The organism is Tractidigestivibacter scatoligenes, assembly GCF_001494635.1.
Classification (GTDB): Bacteria; Actinomycetota; Coriobacteriia; order Coriobacteriales; family Atopobiaceae; genus Tractidigestivibacter; species Tractidigestivibacter scatoligenes.
In genome coordinates this window covers 19445-40113 of record NZ_LOJF01000009.1, presented here as the reverse complement: position 1 = coordinate 40113, position 20669 = coordinate 19445, and the positions used below count along the sequence as shown (strand labels likewise).

The window sequence follows — 20669 nt, the reverse complement described above, 5'->3', positions numbered from 1 at the left end:
CCGCAGATCTCATTGGGGCTACCTCCGGGGTCACAAATGGCCAGACATCTAGCTGAACGAAAGTATAAGCACTCAAACCTGCATAATTTCTCAACAATCGCGTTGATGACGTGAGTGGCAGCATCGTCCTTGTTCCTTACAGAGCAAGCATGAACTCAAACGCTTTGAGACGTGCGTCAAGGTGTGTGGCCGCCCACATGTGGGCACACCCCACAAGCCAAAGCGCGCACTCGGCGCTAACGTCTGCGGCAAGGAGCTGGTCAAAGGTCGAGCCGATAAGCGCGCGCATCCAGGCAAGCTGAGACGGCGAGACGGGCTCTGCCCCTGGGACCTCGCGTGCGCAGCTCTCGCAGAGGGCGCCACCGGCCGCTGCGGAGAACCACAGCGGGGATGGGTCCCCACAGGCAATGCAATGGTCAAGCTCTGGCCGCCAGCCTTCATGCGCCAGCACCTTAAACACGTAAGCGGCAACGGAAAGGTCGAGGTGTGCCTGGTCAGCCGCCTCTTCCAGCGCCCTAAGCGCACGCGACAGCAGAGGGTAGACAAAGGAATCCTCGGCGTCCTCAAACGATGTGAGGCGCGCCACCTCGCAGGCGGCCGATGCGGCGCTCACACGCTCCAGGTCCCCGCGCAGCCGCTCGTGCGGGTCCACAAGGGTTGCCTCGGAAACGATGTCGAGGTTCCTGCCCGAGGCCAGAAGGAAGTCCGTCTCGGAGAAGAGCTCCACACGCGCCGCCAGACGACCGCCAGGCTTGCGGGCACCCTTCGCGACGGCCCGCGCCCGGGCGCCGTCGGCCGTGAGCAGCGTCACGATGAGATCTTGCTCTCCCAGCTTAACGTGGTCGAGCACGATGCCGCGGGTGCGGTGTGTGCGCCGGCCGGGCATGGGTGGTCTACTCCCCTAGTCCTCGGCGCTGTAGCCCAGGCGGCGGATCTCATTGGCGTCACGGCGCCACTGGGGCTGGACGCGCACGGAGAGGTCCAGGTAGACCTTGCAGCCGAGCAGGCGCTCGACATCGCGGCGCGCCTCGGTACCCACCAGCTTGATCATGGAGCCGCCCTTGCCCACCACGATGCCCTTCTGACCCTCGCGCTCGACGAGTACGGTCGCCGTCACGGAGGCGTGGCCGTCCTTGGCGTACTCGATGTCGTCGCAGATGACGCCAATCGAGTGCGGCACCTCCTGACGGAGGTTGAGGAAGAGCTTCTCGCGCACAAACTCTGCCACAAGGTCCTCGGGTGTGGCGTCCGTGTCCATGTCGTCGGGGAACCACTTGGGACCCTCGGGCAGATGCGCCGAGACAAGCTTCACGAACGCGTCGACGTTGAAGCCCTCGCGCGCCGAGATGACCAGCTCGTCGTCGAAGTGCGCAAGCTCGCGCGCGGCGGCAAGCTGGGAGGTGACCTGCTCTGGCGTCGCCTTGTCGGCCTTGGTGATCACCAGGAGCTTGAAGTCTGCCTCGGAACCGTCGACGTGGCGTGCAACCCAGGCGTCACCCGTGCCAACCGGCTTGGTCGCGTCGACGAGAAAGGCAACCACGTCAGCATCGGCGAGCTCGGCCAGGGCAGCCTGATTGAGCTCCTTGCCAAGGCTGTCCTTGGGCTTGTGGAGACCCGGCGTGTCGATGATAACGAGCTGCGAGTTGGGCGTGTTCACCACGGCACGCAGACGCTTGCGCGTGGTCTGCGCCACGGGGCTCGTGATGGCAACCTTCTCGCCCATGCAGGCGTTGACCAGCGTCGACTTGCCCACGTTGGGCCTGCCGACAAGTGCCACGAAGCCGCTCCTGAAGGGCATGTTGCTGTCTTTGTTGTTTTCCACGTGCTGCTCCTCAATGAGACAAAGGGAGTTTCCCTTTGTCTCATTCTAGAAAAAGATTGCATTTGCAAAGACGATGATGCCCACCAAAGCGACGAGTACCGAGAGCACCCACACTGCTGCCGCCGCAATGTCCTTTGCCCTGCCCGCAAGCGGGTGGAACTCGGGCGACACCAGGTCGACCACGGTCTCGACGGCGGTGTTGAGAAGCTCCGCTGAGATGACCACCCCACAGCACATGAGCACGATCGCCCAGCTCAGGGGGTCAAGGCCCACCACAAAGCCAGCCACGATGGCGCCAATACCGCCGCCGATCATCACCTTGATGTTTCGCTCGGTGCGCACAGCCGTCCTGAAGCCCTGGATGGCGAAGAGGAAGCTCTTGCGAAACGACGGATGGTCGTTGTTCGACCCGGGAATCACTCGTCTACCCCCTCGCGGTGCCTGGTGAGCGTGACGGGTCGCGTGGTGCCGTCATGCGGGAGCAGGGCGAGCAGGGCATCCTCGCGCGCCTCCATGACCTCAGCCTCATCGTCCTCAAGGTGGTCGTAGCCAAGAAGGTGCAGGGTTCCGTGTACAAGAAGCAGGCGGAACTCGTCTGCCGCCGTAGTTCCAAAGCGCGTTGCCTGGCGAGCAATGTAGTCTGGGGCAAGGACGATGTCGCCGAGCTCGCAGGGCTCGCCGGGAGCAAGGTCCGGGTCATCCGGGCGCTCGCACTCAAGCGAGATGACGTCGGTTGCCACGTCACGCCCGCGCCACTCGGCATTGAGCTCGCGGATGCGCTCGTCGCCCACGATGGATACGGAGACCAGGCAGTCGCGGTCTACGCCTTCCTCCGCAAGCACGCGGTCGAGGTCGGCGCGAATCTCGTCTTCGCTAATGGGTGCGTCCATGCCCTCCTCAGCAGTGATGTCATACTCGTTTGCCATGGTTGGCCCCCTTTCCAGCCGCCTTTGTACCACGCTCGGCCGCTGCGCGGTCGTATGCGTCCACAATGCGGGCTACCAGGGCGTTTCTCACTATGTCATTGCGGTCGAGGTCCACAAACTCGATACCGTCGATCCCCGCGAGTACCTCGCGCACCTGGTCAAGGCCGCCCGGGCCCACCAGGTCGCGCTGCGTGGCGTCGCCCGTGACCACGAACTTGGATGAGAAGCCCATGCGGGTGAGGAACATCTTCATCTGCTGGGGCGTGGTGTTCTGCGCCTCGTCCAAGATTACGAAGGCGTCGCTAAACGTGCGCCCGCGCATAAAGGCGAGAGGAGCGATCTCGATGGTGCCCTGCTCCATGTAGGTGGCGACCTTCTCGGCGTCTGCCATGTCGAGAAGGGCGTCGTAGAGTGGCCGCACGTAGGGGTCGAGCTTCTCCTCGAGCGTGCCAGGGAGAAAGCCCAGGGACTCCCCCGCCTCAACAACAGGTCTTGTGAGCACGATGCGACTCACCTCGTGGCGCTTGAGGGCAGCAACCGCCATTGCCATGGCCAGGTAGGTCTTGCCCGTGCCGGCCGGCCCCACGCCAAAGGTGATGGAGTTCGAACGTATTGCCTCCACGTAACGACGCTGTCCTGCAGTCTTTGGCCGCACGGGGCGCCCATGATGGCTGAGAATGACGTCGCCCGCATGCCCGCGGTCGTGGCGCACGCCGTGCGTCACCTGACCAAGAAGGATGTCGACCTCATCGGAGGTGGGAATTTCCCCTCCCTCGACTGCCTTGATGAGCTGCGAGAAGACGGAGGTTACCTGCTCGACCTGATCTGCCGGGCCAACAATGAGCACCTGGTTGCCGCGCACCACGACCATGGCGTCGTCAAACGCGCTCTCGATGCGGCGCAGATGGCTGTCGGCCGGGCCCATGAGGGCCGTGGGGTCAACAGTATCGGGTATCGTGAGGCGGACGCGGGTGGGTTCCATGCTCCTCCGGGCTAGACGCAGGCGAACGTGCAGACAGTCAAGCGCGGCACGCAGCGCTAGGGTGCGCGGCCGCAGAAACCAATCATAGCCAAACGGATGGCTCGGGGCACGTCACAGGGTGCGTTCCTCCTGCGAGCACACATGGCCCAGAAGGGTGGTCCCGTCAGGCGAGACGCCCGTTAGGCGCACGGGGACGATGGCATCAATGGGAGCCTCGGTATCTAGCGTGACATCGAAGAGCCCACCGGAGACTCCGCGGAACGGCGCCTGCACGCAGACGAGGTCTTCCGTGCCAACAAGACGAGCAGCCTCCTGTGCGCGCAGCTCATGGGCAAGCTCGCGGGCACGGGCGCTTCTCTCGGCCATCACATGGGGGTCTACCTGGCCCTCTTCGGTGGCGGCCGGCGTACCCGGGCGCTTGGAGTACCTAAAGACGTGCATGCGCGAAAAGCCCATCTCGCGGCAGAACGTGAGCGACTGCTCAAACTCCTCGTCCGTCTCGCCCGGGAATCCCACGATGAGGTCTGTCCCCAGGGACGCCTGGGGCAGAAGCTCGTGGGCACGCTCGACGGCGGCGCGGAAGAACGCCGTGTCGTAGGTCCGCGCCATGCGCCCAAGCGTTGCATCACAGCCGGACTGCAGACAGATGTGCAGGAAGGGCGCAATGCGGCCGCTGGATGCTACCATAGTCGAGAGGAGGTCGTCGGTGACGTCGGGCGGCTCGATGGAAGAGAGCCTTATGCGCCCCACAGGCGTGGTCTCAAGCAGCCAGGCGAGAAGCCCGGGAAGCCCAACCTCACGGCCATCTGGCAGCTGGGAGCGATATACGCCCAGGTTGATGCCCGTGAGCACGACCTCGCTGGCTTTGCGCTCGAGTGAGCGGAGCACAAGCTCGCGCACTCGAGCGGCGTCCACGGAGCGAGAAGCCCCTCTCGCCTTCCACACGATGCAGTAGGTGCAGCGGTTGTCGCAGCCGTCCTGGATCTTGATGCCGGGACGCGTGCGGCCAGTGGGCGTGGGGGTTGAGGCAGGTGATGCCGATACGCCGCCGAGAAGCTCGCCGTCATCGCCCACCGCAAAGATGCCCGCTCCCAGGCCTTCGAGGACCGTGGAAGGAACGCGCGACTTATCCCGCTCGACCGTCACGTTGGGCGCAAGGGCGGCAAGCTCGTCGGCAAAGAGGTTTGCCACGCAACCGGTAGCCACCACAAGCGGGGCTTGCGGCAGCGACGCCGCATGGCGCACGGCCTTTCTGGCCTTGGCCTCGGCCTCGGCCGTAACGGCGCAGGTGTTAATAACCACCGCCTGGGCATCTTCCTCGGGAGCGACCGCAAGGCCGGCGCGCGCGAGCTCGTCGGCAATGAGGTCCGTCTCGACACGATTGACGCGACAGCCAAGGTTCACATAGGCAACAGAGGGGAGGCCAGCGTGGGCGCTCTGCTCACCGGCAGCGCCCGCAGCTTCACGCCGCATGGAGTGAGAGGGCCCGGCGCTCACCTGCGACCGCCCTTGCTGCGGGAGCGCGACTTGCGCTTGGCGTCCTTGAAGGGGTTCTTGGGTGCGGTCCAGCGCTCGCCGGCAAGGTGCTCGGCCTCCTCGTCCCTGGCGGGAGAGTCGCCCTCCTCCTCGGCGAACGTCTCGCCCTCGGAGGCGTTGCCCTCCTCGCCAAGCGTGCGCTCCGCGACGATGCCTGCGATGTCGAGCAGCTGGCGCTTGTCGAGGTCGGTGGGGACAACCACCTGCACCACGGCAATCAGGCTACCGCGAGAGATCATGCCCTGGCGCGGCATGCCGCGGCGCTCCACCTTGATCTGCTGGCCGTACTGGCAGCCCGCGGGAATCTCGACCTTGACGCGCTCGCCCCTCATGATGCCGTCGACCGTGACTGTGGTGCCCACGATTGCCTGGAGTGCGTCCACGCGCACGGTGGTGTAGAGGTCGTCGCCCTGGCGCTCAAAGCGTTCGTCCTGCGCGACCTCGATGCTCACAACGAGGTCACCAGAGGTATCGCCGCGCACGCCCGCCTCGCCCTTGCCGGCTATGCGGATGGTCTGGCCCGAGTGGACGCCGGCAGGCACCTTGACCTCGACGGTCTCACGCGAGGGGGTGCGACCCTGGCCCTCGCAGGTCTCGCAGGGCTTGTCGACGACCTTGCCCGAGCCATGGCATACGGGGCAGGTGGTCTGGGTCTGCATCTGGCCAAAGATGGTGCGCTGGACCTCGATGACGCGACCGGTGCCGTGACAGCGGTCGCAGGTGCGCTCATGGCCACCCTCGGCGACGCCGGTGCCGCCACAGTCATCGCAGGGGGCAAGGCGATCGTAGGCGAGCGTCTTGGTGACGCCAGAGGCAGCCTCGGCGAGGGTCACCGTGAGGCGGATGCCCATGTCACGACCGCGCGTGCGAGCGGCACGCCCGCCAGCACTGCCAGAGGCGCCGCCACCGAAGAACGAGTCGAAGATGTCATCGATGCCAAAGCCCGAGCCGTTGAAAATATCGGACATATCGACGTAGTCGGAGCCAAAGCCTGCGGGGCCGTTCTCATCGCCATAGCGGTCGTAGTTTGCGCGCTTGCGCTCGTCGGAGAGAACGGAGTACGCCTGGTTGACCTCCTTGAACTTCTCCTCTGCATTGGGGTCGTCGGAGACGTCGGGGTGAAGCACCCGTGCCTTCTTGAGAAACGCCCGCTTTATCGTCTTTGCGTCCGCGTCACGAGGCACGCCAAGGACCTCGTAGTAGTCCTTCTTCGATTCCACTCTCACCAAACTCCCGAAATCGCCCCGACCCCACGGGGCCAACCTGCAGACAAGGCGCCGCCATAGCGGCGCGTACAAGGGTCTTCTCTACCCAAAGGCGCGCCAAGCGAACGCGAGAAAAGCCAGGCGGCCTACTCTGTGCTGGCTACCAGATGTAGCCGTAGTACCTCACGCCGGGCCCAGCAGCCGTGCACGAGAACATCGAGACCATGAGCAGGGCGATAAGGAGTCCGTTTGCGGCGCCGTTCCCCAGAGAGGCCAGGGCGTTTCTCCACCAGCGGGAGTTGGTCTTGAGCCCACCACCACGCACAATGAACGCGACGCCAACCGCAGCAATAACGAGGATGAAGACGAGAAGCCCCGCGAGTGAGTTAGAGAGCGCCCCAAAGACGAGGAACGGCAGGTCAAAGCCAAGGACCCTGAAGCCCGAAGCCTGGTATGGGTTAAGGCGCTCCTCAGGGACCACGACCCTGCAGACAAAGTCTCCGGCAGCCGAGCCGTTGGTTCCAGCGTTACCCATGCCCTTCACGCGAACGAGGTCGCCGTCGTGGGAGCCAGCAGGAACATTGAACACAACCTCGCTTGCCGTAAGCACGCGACCCGACCCCCCACAGGCCTCGCAGGGGTCCGCGACAACGCGACCGGTGCCCTCGCACTCGGGGCACTTTATATCCATGACGCCAAAGCCAAAGATTCCGGACAGGTCAGCGGAGATGCGACCCGTTCCGTGGCAGGTCGGGCAGGTCTCGGAGTGCTCTGCCTGGACGGAGCCCTTGCCGTGGCACACCTCGCACGCGGCGTAGCGCTGGTAGGTGACGCCACGGCTGACGCCCTTCTCGGCTGTCGCAGCATCGAGCGTAAGGTCAAAGACGACGTCCGCACCAACGCGCGGATTGTAGGAACGAGAGCGCCCGCGGGTCGAGGTGCGGCGCGTATATCCGTTGGAGCCAAAGGGGAAGCCCCAGCCGAAGGGGTCTCCGCCGCCGTAGCCACCGGCATACGGAGAGCCAGCCGAGCCCGTTGCGCCGGCGAACGGGGAGCCGGCACGCATGGCATCGTAACGGGAGCGCTTCTCGGGGTCAGAGAGAACGGCGTAGGCCTCAGAGACCTCCTTGAACTTCTCCTCTGCGTCAGGTGCCTTGTTGACGTCGGGGTGAAGCTTGCGCGCCTTCTGTTGGAAGGCCTTGCGGATATCCTCTGTCGAGGCGTCCTTCTCGACGCCGAGAATAGCGTAGTAGTCCTTGTCGTTCATCGAAGCCATGCGAAGTCTCCTGCCGATGCTTGGGGGCGGGCCCTCCGTGGGTCCGACTTCGCACGATTGTAGCCGGAAGGCAGCAATTCTATACAGCGTGCCTCCCAGCCCAACGCATTTACCACGTGAGACAAAGGGACAGTCCCTTTGTCTCATCGCTGCGACGCGGCCGAGAGGTCGATGCCGATGGGACGATAGGTCACGCCGCACTCGTCGAGGACATGCTTGGAGATGAGGTTGTCCTCGGTGCCTTCGTACTTGTCGTCCAGGTAGACGACCTCGCCGATACCCGCCTGAACAAGGGTCTTCGCGCACTCGTGGCACGGGAAGAGCGTCACGTAGACGGTGGCATGGGCCATGTCCTTGAGCGAGCCGCGGTAGTTGAGAATGGCGTTGGCCTCAGCATGGATGACGTAGCTGTGCTTGTCATGGAGCGGGTCGTTCGAGGTACCCCAGGGGAAATCCGCGTCGGCAAGGGCGGACGGCGTGCCGTTGTAGCCCACAGAAAGGATCCTATGGTTGGTGTCAGCGATGCAGGCTCCCACCTGCGTGTTGGGGTCCTTGCTCCTCAGGCTTGCCGCAATGGCAACTCGCATGAAGAACTCGTCCCACGAGATGACATCGGTGCGCTCACCAGCCATGTTCTCCCCTTCCTGACCCGTCTCCCGCTGAGGCGCATGTCTGCGCAGCTGCAGCTAGCATGCCGCGCGCGCCGCAACAAATCAAGATGTTTCGCGCCCATCCGTGATGTGACAGGGCAAACGTAGTTGCCGCCCGTGCGATGCCGAAGGGCGCGTCTCATACGGGGTTGCTGCTGCAACGGCCCCCTCCGGCGCCGTTTTGGCGCCGGGGCGCGCGTCTCGTACGGGATTCCGTCGGAAACCCTCGCTCGGGCGGCATTTTCTCGCCCGAAGGCGGGTTTTGGTAGCGAGTGGAGGTGCGGGAATCGCAGCAGGTGGCAAGGCTACGTGCTTCGCCTCGTGGCCGTCCCGGTGTCGCCCGCAAGGTCCCACAGCTCCCCATAAAGCTCGTTGCCGAGAAGCCAGCCCTTCTGGGTGGGCGCAAGGGCATCGTCGAGGTATCCCTCCCGTACAAGGCGGTCGAGCGTCTTGTCAACACATGGGCCGAGAAGCTCGCGCGCATAGGTACCAAGCCCAGCGTCAAGCCCACAGGCGAGGCGAGCACCCAGCATGAGGTCCTCGGCGACAGCCTGCCGCTCAGTCAGGAACTCCTCCTCGAACGCCAAAGACGAAAGGGTGGCACCCCTTGCAACCTCTTCTCGACCAGAGACGACCTTGAGACGCGCACGAGCCATACCCTCTGGTAGAGGTCCAAGCTGAGGGCAAGCCTCAAGAAGCCTCTTGTAACCCTCTGCCGTAAGCATTGATGCGGCACCGGTTCCCAATCCAAGGTATGGCCGTCCGGTCCAGTACATCTTGTTGTGGCTGCATTCCTTCTCGGGCAGGCGAGCGTAGCTCGCCACCTCGTACCTGCGGAACCCATAACTCTCAAGTACAGATTGAGCCTGTTCCATACGCGACGCTTGCGTATCCGGAGAGTTCCATGAGGGCTGCTCGTCTCCAACCCTCCGCGCAAGCGCCGTGTCGTCTTCGATCTGGAGGGGGTAGACGCTCACGTGTCCCACTCCCAGAGACGCCACACCCTCAAGCGTTGCCTGCCATGAGTCGGCCGTCTGGAGGGGGATGGCGCACATGAGGTCGCACGAGACGTCCAGCCCGCTCGCGACTGCCACAGAGACACGCTCGCGTGCGCGCGCCGCGTCATGAAGCCTGCCCAGCTCGGATAGCTCGGCGTCGCACAGGCTCTGCACCCCGATTGAGAGCCTTGTGCAGCCAGCCGCCGCAACATCGCTTAGCACGGCGTCCGACAGCGAATCCGGATTGGCCTCGCAGGTGAGCTCGCAAACCCTCGGCGCGCATCTCGTAACGCAGCGGACGAGCCCACCTAGCGCCTCTCCCAGAAACGTGGGCGTGCCACCGCCTATGTAGGCAGTCTCGCACTCTGCGAGAAGCCCAAGGTGAGAGACCTCCTCAACCTGCCTCTCCAGTGCCTCGGCATAGTGCCTAGACAGCGCATCCCCACGCGCTGTAGCCCACGAGGCAAAATCGCAGTATGCGCACTTCCTTGCACAGAAGGGGATGTGCAGGTACAGGGCATCCGCGCCGCTTGCAGAAAGGCGAGCCCGCCACTCGGACCCAATGCCACCCGAACCGCTACTCGGCATCGCAAAGCATCCGCTCTGCCTCGTCGGCAACGGCTAGGTAGTCCTCAAGGGTGAGGCAGGTGACGGCCATGCCACGCAGGCGGGCCGCCTCCGGCATGCCACGCAAGTACCATCCGGCAAGGCTCCGGGCCCGCTTGAGGTTCGCTCCCGTAGCGGAAAGTAGCCGCACGTGGCACCGGAACGCAGCGATCTTCTCGCGCGCGTCATGCGGCGCAGGGCTCTCGCCCAAACGAAGCGCCGCTGCATCGCGGAAAATCCAGGGGTTTCCGTAGCTCCCGCGGGCAACCATGACAGCGGAGGCGCCGGTCTCCGCAAGCATGCGTGCCCCCGCCTGGGCAGACGAGACGTCGCCAGACCCAATGACCGGCACGCTCACCGCCTTGACCACTCGGCTCACGCACCCCCAGTCCGCCTCGCCATGATAGAGCTGGTTGGCAAAGCGCCCGTGGACGGCGATTGCCGAGGCGCCAGCGGCCTCCATTGCCCTGGCAAACTCCGGCGCAACCTCCTCGCCCATACGGCGACCGCGACGAATCTTCGCCGTCACCGGCACCTGCGCACCAGATCCCTCAATGCATGCCTGCACAAGCGAGGCCGCAAGCTCTGGGTTGTCGAGCAGCGCAGACCCCTCCCCCTTTTTGGTCACCTTGGGGACGGGGCAGGCCATGTTGATGTCGATAAGGGCAAGACGGTTTCCCAGGCGCTCACAAACGCTTGCCGCTGCCTCTCGGAAGAGCTCGGGCTTGGAGCCAAACAACTGCACCGCGATGTCCGGTTCCGTCTCCGCAGGCTCGACGAGCTCCCAGGTCTTCTCGCCACCGTAGTGAAGCCCTGCGCAGGAGACCATCTCGGTGTAGGCAAGGCCAGCACCGCCAGCACGGGCCATGGTGCGATACGCAGCGTCAGAGACGCCCGCCATGGGAGCCATGAGAAAAGGCTTAAGTCTAAACCTCGACTTGAGGTTAAGCCCATCTGTTTGCGCTGGCAGAGCAGCTGGTGCGGCAAGCAGTCCCGCAGCCGGCCCCCATTCAGCCAGGACTTGGGAAGGCGTCATTCGTCGTCCACCTTGAGGACGGCAAGGAAGGCCTCCTGCGGTACCTCGACGGAACCGATGGACTTCATGCGCTTCTTGCCCTCCTTCTGCTTCTCGAGGAGCTTGCGCTTGCGCGAGATGTCACCGCCGTAGCACTTGGCGAGAACATCCTTGCGCACTGCCTTCACCGTGGAGCGGGCAATGATCTTGTTGCCGATTGCCCCCTGGATGGGAACCTCAAACTGCTGGCGCGGGATGATCTCCTTGAGCTTGTCGCAGAGGCTCCTGGCCATGTCGTAGGCACGGTCGCGCGGAACGATGAACGAGAGTGCGTCCACCTCCTCGCCAGCAAGAAGGATGTCCAGCTTCACGAGGTCGCTCGTGCGGTAGTCGCCAATCTCGTAGTCAAGCGAGGCGTAACCCTTGGTACGGCTCTTGAGCTGGTCGAAGAAGTCGAGGATGAGCTCTGCCAGCGGAATGTCAAAGTGAATCTCTACGGACTTCTCCGAGAGGTAGACCATGTCGCTGGTCTCGCCGCGGTGATCAATTACCAGCTGCATCACGGCGCCCATGAAGTCTGGCGGCACGATGACCTTGGCCTTGAGATAGGGCTCCTCGATGTGGTCGATGCGCGTGACGTCGGGAAGGTCCTGGGGACTCGTAATGTCGACCATCTCGCCGTCGGTCTTGTACACGTGGTAGTCAACCGAGGGCGAGGTGGCAATGAGGTCGAGGCCAAACTCGCGCTCGAGGCGCTCCTTGACGACCTCCATGTGGAGAAGGCCGAGGAATCCCACGCGGAAACCAAAGCCCAGCGCCACGCTCGTCTCGGGAGCCCAAATGAGCGAGGGGTCGTTCACCTTGAGCTTCTCGAGGGCGTCACGCAGGTTCTCGTACTGCTTGTTGTCGATGGGGAAAAGCCCCGTGAAGACCATGGGCTTAGCCTCGTGGTAGCCGGGGCAGGCCTCTGCGCAGGGACGGTCCTCGTACGTGATGGTGTCGCCGGTCTTTACGAGGGCAGGGTCCTTGAGGCCCGTAACCACGTAGCCAACCTCACCCACGCCAAGCTCGTCAAGCGGGGTCTCCATCGGGCGCTTGCAGCCCACGCCGTCGCAGAGGAAGGTGTCACCGAGCGCCATCATGCGCAGGTGGTCGCCCTTTTTGATGGAGCCGTCAAAGACGCGCACCGTGGCCACCACGCCGCGATACTCGTCAAAGTAGGAGTCCAGGATGAGCGCCTTGAGCGGTGCCTTGGCATCTCCCTTTGGCGGCGAGACAAGATAGACGATGGCCTCGAGAAGGTTGTGAATCCCCTCGCCGGTCTTGCCCGAGACGAGCACCGCATCGTCGGCCGGGATGGCAAGGTCTTCCTCGATCTCCTTCTTGACCTCCTCTGGGTGGGCTGAGGGGAGGTCTATCTTGTTGATGGCGGGCACGATGTCCAGGTTGGCATTCATGGCTAGCGTTGCATTGGAGACGGTCTGCGCCTCCACGCCCTGTGTGGCGTCAACCACGAGCACGGCGCCCTCGCAGGCGGCAAGCGAACGCGAGACCTCGTATGTGAAGTCCACGTGACCCGGGGTGTCGATGAGGTTGAACTGGTAGGACTCCCCGTCGTCGGCATCGTAGACCACGCGCACGGCGTTCGACTTGATGGTGATGCCGCGCTCGCGCTCGATGTCCATGGTATCGAGGAGCTGATCGGCCATGTCTCGTTCGTCCACCGTGTGCGTGAGCTCCAGGATGCGGTCCGAGATGGTCGACTTGCCATGGTCTATGTGCGCAACAATTGAGAAGTTGCGGATGTGTGAGGTGTCTGTCGTCTTCATGCGAGACATAATAGCGCATGCCCCGTGCGTCTTGCCTGCGTCAATGCGTATATGAAAATTGCTCGTGGAAAATTCGAAGCGGGCACATCGGGGCAAATAGATGGTTCCATGGGCGTTTGCTCTGCTATACTGCTCTAGTTGACCTCGCCGTGTCTGGTGCGGAACCCCCACTTCCCACCTACCTAGTTCTTAAGAGGCCTCTAGGAACAAGATTTTTGAAAGGATCCGCACCGTGGCAAACATCAAGTCTCAGAAGAAGCGCATCATCACCGCCGAGAAGGCCCGTATGCGTAACAGGGCCGTCCGCTCCGAGCTGAAGACCTACGTCAAGAAGGTTCACGCCGCCGTCGAGGCTGGCGACGTTGATGCCGCCCAGGCTGCCGCAAACGCCGCCTGCAAGAAGCTCGACAGGGCTGCCGCCAAGGGCATCATCCACAAGAACCAGGCCGCCGACCGCAAGTCCGGCGTCCAGAAGCTTGTCAACTCCATGAAGTAGAGTTGCCTCTCTCTGAGATGAACTGAACTTTGGGAGCCCGACCATGCGCCGGGCTCTTTCTTTTGCCGACAAGGGGACCGGACGCCCTGGCGGGAACCACGAGCTCTCTACCGGGCAGCACCACAGATAGTCGCGATAAGCGAGAGGAACGCGGAATCCGAGTCTGCCGACCCCTTGAGAGCTCGCTCGCAAGACGCGCAGGCCGCAAGGTCACGCTCCAGCTCGCCTGGAGCAAAGCGACGAGCCCAGCGCACGTAATTCCTCACCTGCCAGTCCTGCTTGCCAAGCGCCCGTGCAACGCCACTACCCTCACCGCGGGCGTCAAGCGCCCGTGCGCATATGAGCTCGCGGATACGAATGGTCACAAGGGTGAGGAGCCCCACCTGCGAAGATCCCCTGAGAAGCGCGTAGAGCTCCAAGGAACGGCAGGCATCCTTCTCGCTCAGGCGATCGAGAAACTCCCACGGCTTGACCTCCGCCACGCGAGCGACGCTAGCCTCGACGTCCGCAAGAGTCACCTGGCCCTGCCCTCCCTTGAGCGCCGAAAGCGTGCGCAGTTGCGTATCGAGCATGGTGGTCGACTCCCCCACGCGATCCACGAGCGCACGGGCGGCATCCTGGTCGATGGCAAGACCATGCGAGCGCGCCAGCTTCTGCACGTAACCGGGGAGGTCCCTTCTCGTTGCCGGCGTGCAGTCGATGACCGCCTTGGGGCCAACCTTCGCAACCGCCTTGTAGAGACGCGTCGACTTTGCCAGCGTGGTTGCCGAGAGAAGCAGCGTGCAGGCGGGATTGGGGTCCTTCAGGTACGCAACGAGGGCTTCTGAGACGGGCTTGGGAAGCTTGTCTGCAGGGTTGATGATCACGATGCGGGGCGAGTTGCCCACGGGCATCGTGTTGAGGGACGAGATGACGCTGGTTGGGTCGGTGTCTGCCGTAGGCACAATCTCGTCCAGGTTGAAGGCAGCCAGACCCTCGTCCAGGTAGCCCTTGAGGCGCGTGATTGCGCTCTTGCGCTTGAGCTCGTCCGCACCAACCACCAGATATGCTGGCAGCAGCTTTGCCGTCTTTGCCATGCATTCCCTCCATCATGTTGACCTCCCTACTTTGCCACAACCCGGACCACCTCACATGGCAGATGCCATAGCGGCCGCAGACCCGCCTGGCGTTCGCTCCGTGAAGACCGTGGGTCCCCTGACACCGGGCCTCACCGTGACATCTCCCACGTCCTTGGTGCAGAGAAAAACCGAACCGGCGCCCGCCAGCACATCCATGCACTCCTTGCGCGGGTGACCGTACTTGTTGCCCTCTCCAGCGCTTGCAACGGAGACCTCTGGGTCGAGAAGCGCGGCCTCGTCCGCCGTGAGAGATACTTCAGAGCCGTGGTGCCCCACCTTGAGGAAGTCGATGTCCCCCACATCGCCACGCGCCAGGCAGGCAGCCGTCTCGTCCTTCTCGGCGTCTCCTGTGAGAAGGGCTGAGAGCTCGTCGCCGTTGTGCTCGTAGGAGACCGCCAGCATCAGAGAGTCCGCGTTGTCGCCGCCGTCGACAGGCTCGGTTGGCGAGACAACGCGTAGCGAGAACGATCCGGCACGAATGGTGTCCCCATAAGAAATCTCCTCTGCCTCATGCCCCGAGAGCCGGCTGATGCTTGCAGAGAGCTCCGCAGGGATCTTCTCCGCAACACCTTTGGCCACAAGCACCCGCTCACAGGCTACGCGGCCAACAAGGTCATCCATGCCTCCCACGTGATCGTCATGAAGGTGCGTAAGGACAATCGCGTCCAGGTGGATGACCCCCTGCCGCGTCAGCGCCAGCGAAATCGCCTCGTCTGGGCCCGTGTCCACAAGCACTGCCGCGCTCCCATCAGCCACGAGAATGGCGTCGCCCTGTCCCACGTCGAACACGCAAACCCTTGCAGGTTGCAGGAGGCGAAGCCCCAGCAGGAGGGCGACGGCTCCGCAGGCAAGAACCGCAGCGAAACGAACGAGGAGACGTCGCCGCGGTACAGGCCAAACCACGTAGAGTGCCACGCATGCGCCACAGAGAACTGCGAGCATGGGGGCTGCACTTGCCTCCATGGTCAGACAGGCCAAGGGGAGCCTGGCCAGGGTGGAAAGCACCTTGCAGAACGCCTGTGAGACGCCCTCTGCCGCAGCGAGCACCGGGGACTGTAAGGCAGGCAGAGGCGTAAGCACAGCCGCCCCCAACCCCAAGGAGACGAGGCCCGCGAAGAGCGGGGCCAGCACCAGGTTCGCAATTGGCGCGATGAGCGACACCTCGCCAAACGTCGGACAGGTCAGCGGCAGCGTGAAGAGCTGAGCCACCAGAGAGACGCCCAAAGCGTCACAGGCATTGGAGCGCAAACGCCCTAGGCCGTGCGCCAAAGCAAGCAAGCGCCCACCAGAATGCCTCGGCAATCGCGTGAGCACGTCAAGCGCATAGCTGGCATAGCTCCCAAAGAGGCAGATTCCTACCACGGAGGCAACCGAGAGGAGAAACCCCAGCTGTCCCGAAACGTAGGGATCGAGAAGGGCCATGGCGAAGGCAGCCGCACATGTGGAGGAGAGAGCATGGGACCTTCTCCCCACAAGAGAGCCGCCAAACGAGACGCAGCTCATTATGCCAGCGCGCATGGCGGACGCAGGTGCCCCGCAGAAGACGATAAAGAGCACAATCACACCCAGGGCGAGAGAGCCCCGCACGCCTGGTCCCAGCCTCGTCTTGCCGAGCAACGCCGCAAGGGCTCCGGAAAGAATCGCCAGGTGTCCCCCAGACACTGCCACCAAGTGGGAGGCGCCGCAGGTCGCAAATACGCCATCCAGCCCGCGAGAGCGTATCGGCGCCCGGTCGCCGCAGACGCTTCCGGCAAGCACCGCCGCCCCGTCAGACTCGTCTGGCGAGAAGGACGCGAGCACCGCCTTTCTCGCGCGAAGCACGACGCCGAGCGGGCCATCCGCCTCGCGCGAGGCAATCACATGCACGACTGACACCGTGCCCGCAAGCCCCTGCATGCGCGATGAGACGCCCCATTCGTCATCGCCGTTTGGCTTGAATCGACCCACGCACGAGACCACGGAGCCACACTCGAGGCGGCTTGGGGAACTGAGCCAGACGGTACCAACGTTGGCACCGTTCTCGCCATACACGCCCGCTCGACCCCACCAGCCACGACCTCCCTCTGCCATGTCACCCTCGACCTCGAGGCTCCACGCCGAGACAGGTGACGTCGAAAGCGCCTCTGCTGCCGAGGTTACACGCGCGAGCGCGAGCCACCCCAGGAGCGCACCGGCGAGGCCAGCTGCAAGGACAAACAATGCCGCGACCGGCACGTGATGCTTGTCTCGACCACGGTCTCTCCGCTTTCTGAAGAGCATCGTGATGATAACCGCCGCCAGACAGAGGCTTGCCGCTACTCCCGTCGGCGTCACAAGCAGGTCAAACGATGGCGACATCCCATGGCGCAGGACAGTGCGCTCTGCCAGGATGACCGCCACAAGGCACCAGAGCGTCACGGGGATAGCTGGCCGCGTGGGCATGCGAGTAGCGCTTGAGTCAGGCACGCGCGAGACGCTTGCGACACGCGTGGCCCCCTCCTCTCCCTCACACACGGATCTTGTCCTTGAGCTTGGCGAACTTCTTCTCTCCTATGCCCGAGACGCGCATGAGGTCCTCGATGCTCGTGAACGCCCCATTGGCCTCTCGGTCATGAACGATCTCCGCTGCAGTTGCCTCGCCAACTCCGGGAAGCGTCGTAAGTTCGGCTGCCGTTGCAGTGTTGATGTTCACGATGCCGTCTGAACTTGCAGCGGAGGTCTCAGTAGAGGGCATCGTTCCCAATGAGGGTGAGGTGCCTCCCGTGCCTGCATCCTCTTCCCCTATGGCAGGCACGTGGACCTTCTGACCATCGGAGAGCGGCTCCGCAAGGTTTACGCGAGAAGTGTCTGCGCCATCCGCAAGCCCACCAGCCGCCTCAACCGCATCGTTCATGCGTAGCGATTCGCCTTGTAGCTGATAGACGCCTGGATTGGCGACCATGCCGTCAACGTGCACCACCACAACGGGAGGGCCATTGGAGGGGGCTTCTTCCGCGGCGTCCTTCTCGCCTTGAGCCGAGGCCTCGTCAGTCGCGCTTTCCGCAGCGGGGGCGGCCTCCCCACGCTCAATGGAAAATGAGGGCGTGGGCTGGCCAGACAATAGGCGCGCACAGGCAAGCGTCACAAAGAGACCGACAAGAACAAGCCCAGCGGCAACAGCCTTCGAAACAGGAGAGAGGCCAGCCCTTCTCCCCAACTCATGTGCTTTTCTCCGAACACTAGCGCCCACGCCGCCGCGCCTTGTAGAAACCTGTGCCATAACAACCACCCCCCTATTCCAATGATGGAGGCGGGATTGTGCTGGCAGGCTGCCTATTTAAGAAAGTCCTGCAGGCTTCTGACAGGACACAGGCACATGTCTGACGGATTTCATTGTTACTGCATGAATATTGGGGTGAGCCCTGGTTGATTCATGTTATCTGAAGGCGCCGTTCACAGCGTTTGCCCAGGCGTGAGCGGTCGAGAGCCACCACAGTACAAAAGGGGTGGTTCGGCGCGTCCTCTGATGTACAACGATGTCCTTGCCCAACGTCCCTCTCCCCCCGAGACACACGTGGACGTCTGGGTGGCAACGGAAACTTCCCCTTAGGCGAGAACTTGGTGCCGTAGGGCGCGTTATCGCAGCGATCCCGTACGGGACGGGCCTTCGGGCGTCACCCTGGCGCCGTAGGGCGCGTTTCCGCGGCAACCACGTACAAAAATGCCGCTTCGGCGCCAAATTCTCGCCGAAGCGGCATTTCTTGCAGAGAAGCACGTCGTCACTCGGTGGGCGCATCATCCCTCGGCGCAAGCGATGAGTGGTGCGCGCGCAGCGGCCCCTTGGGCGCATGGTAGCTCGGGCACTGCGGGAAGTCCTCGTACTCGACGGAAGCCACCAGGGCGTTCACCATGGCCTCGTGGTCAAAGAGCTCCCAGGCGTCGAGAACCTCGCGCATGCGCGCATGCGTCTCCGGGCGGCGCGGCATAAACAGCGTGCAGCAGTCGGGCGCCGTCTGGGAAGAGATGTCGTAGGTCCCAAGCTCCTGCGCGCGACGGATAATCTCCTGCTTGTCAGAGCCAATGAGCGGACGAAGCACGGGAATGGTGACGGCCTGGTTCACCGCCGCAATGTTGTCGAGCGTCTGAGACGCCACCTGACCCAAGGACTCACCAGTCACGATGGCCTTTGCACCCTCGAGCTGCGCGATCCTCTCGGATACCTGGTACATGACGCGTCGGTACATGATGATACGCAGGCTCTGAGGCACCACCAGGGAGATCTCACGCTGATATTCGCCAAAGGGCACCACGTACATGCGGCCCACCACGCCAGAAGGCGCAAGTGCGTCAACAATGTCGCGGCACAGGTACTCGCTGGTATCAGACGTCATGGGCCTGCCCGAGAAGTGCACGGGGATACAGGTGGCACCGCGACGTCCCACCATCCACGTGGCAACCGGCGAGTCAAAGCCGCTCGAGAGGAGCGTCACGACCTTGCCGGCCGTCCCCACGGGCAGCCCGCCCACACCCGGCATGGACGCGGCGTAGACAAAGGTCGAACCCTGCACCACGTGCACCACCACGGTGACGTCGGGGTCGTGCATCTGCACGATCTTGTCGGGGAATGCCTCGCACAGCGCAGATCCCACGATGTGGTTCATGTCGATGCTGTGCACCGGGTACGTGGTGGAGCTGCGGCGCGCATGCACCTTGAAGGTGGAGAAGTCCCCCGCCTCACGAAGCGCACGAATGGCAGCGGCGTTGTACTCGCCCTCGTCAAGCCCGCACTTGTAGGCAAGCGAGACGCGAGCGACGCCGGGCACCTTGGCAATGGCATGCGCCATCTCCGGCGTTGCCATGCGGTCCTCGGACTCGACCACAATGTAGCCGGAGATGCGCTGAATGTTGGCGATGGGAAACGCCTTGAGCGCACGGTGTAAATTGGTCACGAGCTGGTTCTCGAAGGTGGAGCGGTTCTTCCCCTTGAGGCCAATCTCGTGATAGTGGACCAGGCAGAGTCTCTCGGTCATGGCCTACTGGATGCCCGTGTTCTCGCCGCGGATGGCCTCGTCGAAGTCATCCTGAACAAAGCCCAGGGTGCCGTCGGCAATCTCGCCCATGGCGATGGAGACCGAGTCCTTGCCGGACGCGACGGTGGTAATGTCGTCAAAATCCTGGATGGCCGTCACGCGAAGGTGCTGGCCACGCAGCATGTTGTTGATGTCGCAGGCGCGCTTGGACGCAACGGAGCAGAGCAGGAACGGGTTGTGCTCAGTCCTCTCGAGCAGGGTGTCGATCTCGGGCTTAATCACTGACATCTTTGGTAGATCCTCCATTTGACTCGTACAGGTCTATGGTGCGCTCCAGCTCTTGTGCGGCACGCGCGAGGTCGTCGTTCACAATCCTCACGTCGTAGGACTCACCCATCTCCATCTCGCGCCGCGCGTTCTCGAGGCGGCACTCGATAGATGCCTCGTCCTCGGTACCGCGACCGCGAAGCCGGTGCTCCAGCTCTTCCATCGAGGGTGGCTCGATAAAGACGAGCACGGCATCCGGATGGATACGACGCACGTTGAGACCACCCTGGACATCAATCTCCAAGATAAGCGACCTCCCCGCAGAGAGGTTCCTCTTCACCTCGGAGACAAGCGTGCCGTAGCGGTGCCCATGCACATTGGCCCACTCGAGGAACTCGCCCTGGCTCACCCGGCGAGAGAACTCGGCGTCATCCATGAAGTAATACGAGACGCCATCGGCCTCCCCGGGCCTGGGAGGCCTTGTCGTAGCGGAAACCGTCAGGCCAAGCGAGGGGCGGTCGTCGCGAACCTTCGCGACGAGCGTTCCCTTGCCCACGCCTGACGGCCCAGATACGACGAAGAGCCTAGCGGAGCGCTCCACTACTTGGAGAGCGCCTCGATGAGCTGCTCGCGCTGACGGGCACCAAGGCCCTTAACGCGACGGGTAGCAGAGATGCCAAGCTCGTCCATGATCTTGGCGGCCTTGGCCTTGCCATAACCAGGGAGGGACTCGATGAGCGCGGAGACCTTCATGCGGTTGGCGATGGGGTCGTCCGAGTCAAGGACCTCCTCGAGGGTGACCTTACCGCTCTTGATCTTCTCGCGAAGCTCGGCGCGCTCGTGGCGAGCCTGGGCGGCCTTCTCGAGGGCTTCCTTGCGCTGCTCATCGGTAAGCTGGGGTAGAGCCATTGTTCCTCCAAACATCGAAACAAACTGTTGTGAGGGGCTGGGAGGG

General features: G+C 63.4%; 20 protein-coding genes. 1 reads left to right on the top strand and 19 read right to left on the bottom strand.

Annotated elements, in window-relative coordinates; all coding sequences use genetic code 11:
* Positions 1 to 136 precede the first annotated feature (136 nt).
* The 12 genes from recO to lepA form a co-directional block, all read right to left on the bottom strand.
* Positions 137 to 886 (bottom strand): DNA repair protein RecO, encoded by a 750-nt coding sequence (gene recO / locus AUL39_RS04705; protein ID WP_059054223.1) that lies wholly within the window; start codon positions 884 to 886, stop codon positions 137 to 139.
* Between the two features lie 15 nt (positions 887 to 901).
* On the bottom strand, positions 902 to 1798 hold the full coding sequence (gene era, locus AUL39_RS04700; protein WP_059054877.1) for a GTPase Era: 897 nt from the start codon (positions 1796 to 1798) through the stop codon (positions 902 to 904).
* A 69-nt stretch (positions 1799 to 1867) separates the two neighbouring features.
* Complete coding sequence (locus tag AUL39_RS04695; protein WP_059054221.1) at positions 1868 to 2242, bottom strand: diacylglycerol kinase family protein; 375 nt, start codon at positions 2240 to 2242, stop codon at positions 1868 to 1870.
* The gene (gene ybeY / locus AUL39_RS04690; protein ID WP_059054219.1) at positions 2239 to 2748 is read right to left on the bottom strand and encodes an rRNA maturation RNase YbeY; all 510 of its coding nucleotides are present in this window, start codon (positions 2746 to 2748) and stop codon (positions 2239 to 2241) included. The genes AUL39_RS04695 and ybeY overlap by 4 nt, the downstream gene beginning before the upstream one ends.
* Complete coding sequence (locus AUL39_RS04685; protein WP_059054217.1) at positions 2732 to 3730, bottom strand: PhoH family protein; 999 nt, start codon at positions 3728 to 3730, stop codon at positions 2732 to 2734. The genes ybeY and AUL39_RS04685 overlap by 17 nt, the downstream gene beginning before the upstream one ends.
* Before the next feature lie 111 nt (positions 3731 to 3841).
* Entirely contained in the window at positions 3842 to 5203 is a 1362-nt protein-coding gene (locus AUL39_RS04680; protein ID WP_059054876.1) for a MiaB/RimO family radical SAM methylthiotransferase, read from the bottom strand.
* Positions 5204 to 5223: 20 nt separating this feature from the next.
* On the bottom strand, positions 5224 to 6486 hold the full coding sequence (dnaJ, locus tag AUL39_RS04675) for a molecular chaperone DnaJ (protein ID WP_059054215.1): 1263 nt from the start codon (positions 6484 to 6486) through the stop codon (positions 5224 to 5226).
* A gap of 145 nt (positions 6487 to 6631) precedes the next feature.
* The gene (locus AUL39_RS04670; RefSeq protein ID WP_059054212.1) at positions 6632 to 7747 is read right to left on the bottom strand and encodes a DnaJ domain-containing protein; all 1116 of its coding nucleotides are present in this window, start codon (positions 7745 to 7747) and stop codon (positions 6632 to 6634) included.
* 143 nt (positions 7748 to 7890) lie between these two features.
* Positions 7891 to 8379 carry a deoxycytidylate deaminase gene (locus tag AUL39_RS04665; protein ID WP_059054210.1) on the bottom strand — a complete coding sequence of 163 codons (489 nt, stop codon included), beginning with the start codon at positions 8377 to 8379 and terminating at the stop codon, positions 7891 to 7893.
* 323 nt (positions 8380 to 8702) lie between these two features.
* The gene (locus tag AUL39_RS04660; RefSeq protein WP_059054208.1) at positions 8703 to 9983 is read right to left on the bottom strand and encodes a coproporphyrinogen-III oxidase family protein; all 1281 of its coding nucleotides are present in this window, start codon (positions 9981 to 9983) and stop codon (positions 8703 to 8705) included.
* On the bottom strand, positions 9973 to 10911 hold the full coding sequence (locus tag AUL39_RS04655) for a tRNA dihydrouridine synthase (protein WP_328586087.1): 939 nt from the start codon (positions 10909 to 10911) through the stop codon (positions 9973 to 9975). Before AUL39_RS04655 ends, AUL39_RS04660 begins: the two co-directional genes overlap by 11 nt.
* A 122-nt stretch (positions 10912 to 11033) precedes the next feature.
* A complete protein-coding gene (gene lepA / locus AUL39_RS04650; RefSeq protein ID WP_059054875.1) occupies positions 11034 to 12845 on the bottom strand; it encodes a translation elongation factor 4 in 1812 nt (603 codons plus the stop codon).
* Between the two features lie 232 nt (positions 12846 to 13077).
* Here lepA and rpsT point away from each other — a divergent pair, with 232 nt between their 5' ends.
* Entirely contained in the window at positions 13078 to 13341 is a 264-nt protein-coding gene (gene rpsT, locus AUL39_RS04645) for a 30S ribosomal protein S20 (protein ID WP_059054204.1), read from the top strand.
* Between the two features lie 107 nt (positions 13342 to 13448).
* Here rpsT and holA read toward each other — a convergent pair whose 3' ends face one another.
* From holA to mihF, 7 genes are all read right to left on the bottom strand, one after another.
* On the bottom strand, positions 13449 to 14417 hold the full coding sequence (gene holA / locus AUL39_RS04640; RefSeq protein WP_059054202.1) for a DNA polymerase III subunit delta: 969 nt from the start codon (positions 14415 to 14417) through the stop codon (positions 13449 to 13451).
* Positions 14418 to 14468: 51 nt separating this feature from the next.
* Positions 14469 to 16880 (bottom strand): ComEC/Rec2 family competence protein, encoded by a 2412-nt coding sequence (locus tag AUL39_RS04635; protein ID WP_235810765.1) that lies wholly within the window; start codon positions 16878 to 16880, stop codon positions 14469 to 14471.
* 64 nt (positions 16881 to 16944) lie between these two features.
* Positions 16945 to 17697, bottom strand: coding sequence for a helix-hairpin-helix domain-containing protein (locus AUL39_RS04630; protein ID WP_070807559.1), 753 nt, complete (start codon positions 17695 to 17697; stop codon positions 16945 to 16947).
* Positions 17698 to 18196: 499 nt separating this feature from the next.
* Positions 18197 to 19447: a tRNA uracil 4-sulfurtransferase ThiI gene (thiI, locus tag AUL39_RS04625; RefSeq protein ID WP_059054196.1), complete on the bottom strand. Its 1251-nt coding sequence runs from the start codon at positions 19445 to 19447 to the stop codon at positions 18197 to 18199.
* 3 nt (positions 19448 to 19450) lie between these two features.
* Positions 19451 to 19735 (bottom strand): DNA-directed RNA polymerase subunit omega, encoded by a 285-nt coding sequence (locus tag AUL39_RS04620; protein ID WP_059054194.1) that lies wholly within the window; start codon positions 19733 to 19735, stop codon positions 19451 to 19453.
* Positions 19722 to 20315, bottom strand: coding sequence for a guanylate kinase (gene gmk / locus AUL39_RS04615; RefSeq protein ID WP_059054192.1), 594 nt, complete (start codon positions 20313 to 20315; stop codon positions 19722 to 19724). The genes AUL39_RS04620 and gmk overlap by 14 nt, the downstream gene beginning before the upstream one ends.
* Entirely contained in the window at positions 20315 to 20623 is a 309-nt protein-coding gene (gene mihF / locus AUL39_RS04610) for an integration host factor, actinobacterial type (protein ID WP_059054191.1), read from the bottom strand. The genes gmk and mihF overlap by 1 nt, the downstream gene beginning before the upstream one ends.
* Positions 20624 to 20669 lie beyond the last annotated feature (46 nt).

Coding starts and splice junctions, on each gene's coding strand:
- lepA (WP_059054875.1), bottom strand. CDS start 12,845: ATGAAGACGACAGACACCTCACACATCCGCAACTTCTCAATTGTTGCG.
- AUL39_RS04665 (WP_059054210.1), bottom strand. CDS start 8,379: ATGGCTGGTGAGCGCACCGATGTCATCTCGTGGGACGAGTTCTTCATG.
- AUL39_RS04635 (WP_235810765.1), bottom strand. CDS start 16,880: ATGCCCACGCGGCCAGCTATCCCCGTGACGCTCTGGTGCCTTGTGGCG.
- AUL39_RS04655 (WP_328586087.1), bottom strand. CDS start 10,911: ATGGCTCCCATGGCGGGCGTCTCTGACGCTGCGTATCGCACCATGGCC.
- AUL39_RS04670 (WP_059054212.1), bottom strand. CDS start 7,747: ATGGCTTCGATGAACGACAAGGACTACTACGCTATTCTCGGCGTCGAG.
- ybeY (WP_059054219.1), bottom strand. CDS start 2,748: ATGGCAAACGAGTATGACATCACTGCTGAGGAGGGCATGGACGCACCC.
- recO (WP_059054223.1), bottom strand. CDS start 886: ATGCCCGGCCGGCGCACACACCGCACCCGCGGCATCGTGCTCGACCAC.
- holA (WP_059054202.1), bottom strand. CDS start 14,417: ATGGCAAAGACGGCAAAGCTGCTGCCAGCATATCTGGTGGTTGGTGCG.
- AUL39_RS04660 (WP_059054208.1), bottom strand. CDS start 9,983: ATGCCGAGTAGCGGTTCGGGTGGCATTGGGTCCGAGTGGCGGGCTCGC.
- AUL39_RS04630 (WP_070807559.1), bottom strand. CDS start 17,697: ATGGCACAGGTTTCTACAAGGCGCGGCGGCGTGGGCGCTAGTGTTCGG.
- AUL39_RS04620 (WP_059054194.1), bottom strand. CDS start 19,735: ATGTCAGTGATTAAGCCCGAGATCGACACCCTGCTCGAGAGGACTGAG.
- AUL39_RS04685 (WP_059054217.1), bottom strand. CDS start 3,730: ATGGAACCCACCCGCGTCCGCCTCACGATACCCGATACTGTTGACCCC.
- era (WP_059054877.1), bottom strand. CDS start 1,798: ATGCCCTTCAGGAGCGGCTTCGTGGCACTTGTCGGCAGGCCCAACGTG.
- thiI (WP_059054196.1), bottom strand. CDS start 19,447: ATGACCGAGAGACTCTGCCTGGTCCACTATCACGAGATTGGCCTCAAG.
- mihF (WP_059054191.1), bottom strand. CDS start 20,623: ATGGCTCTACCCCAGCTTACCGATGAGCAGCGCAAGGAAGCCCTCGAG.
- AUL39_RS04680 (WP_059054876.1), bottom strand. CDS start 5,203: ATGCGGCGTGAAGCTGCGGGCGCTGCCGGTGAGCAGAGCGCCCACGCT.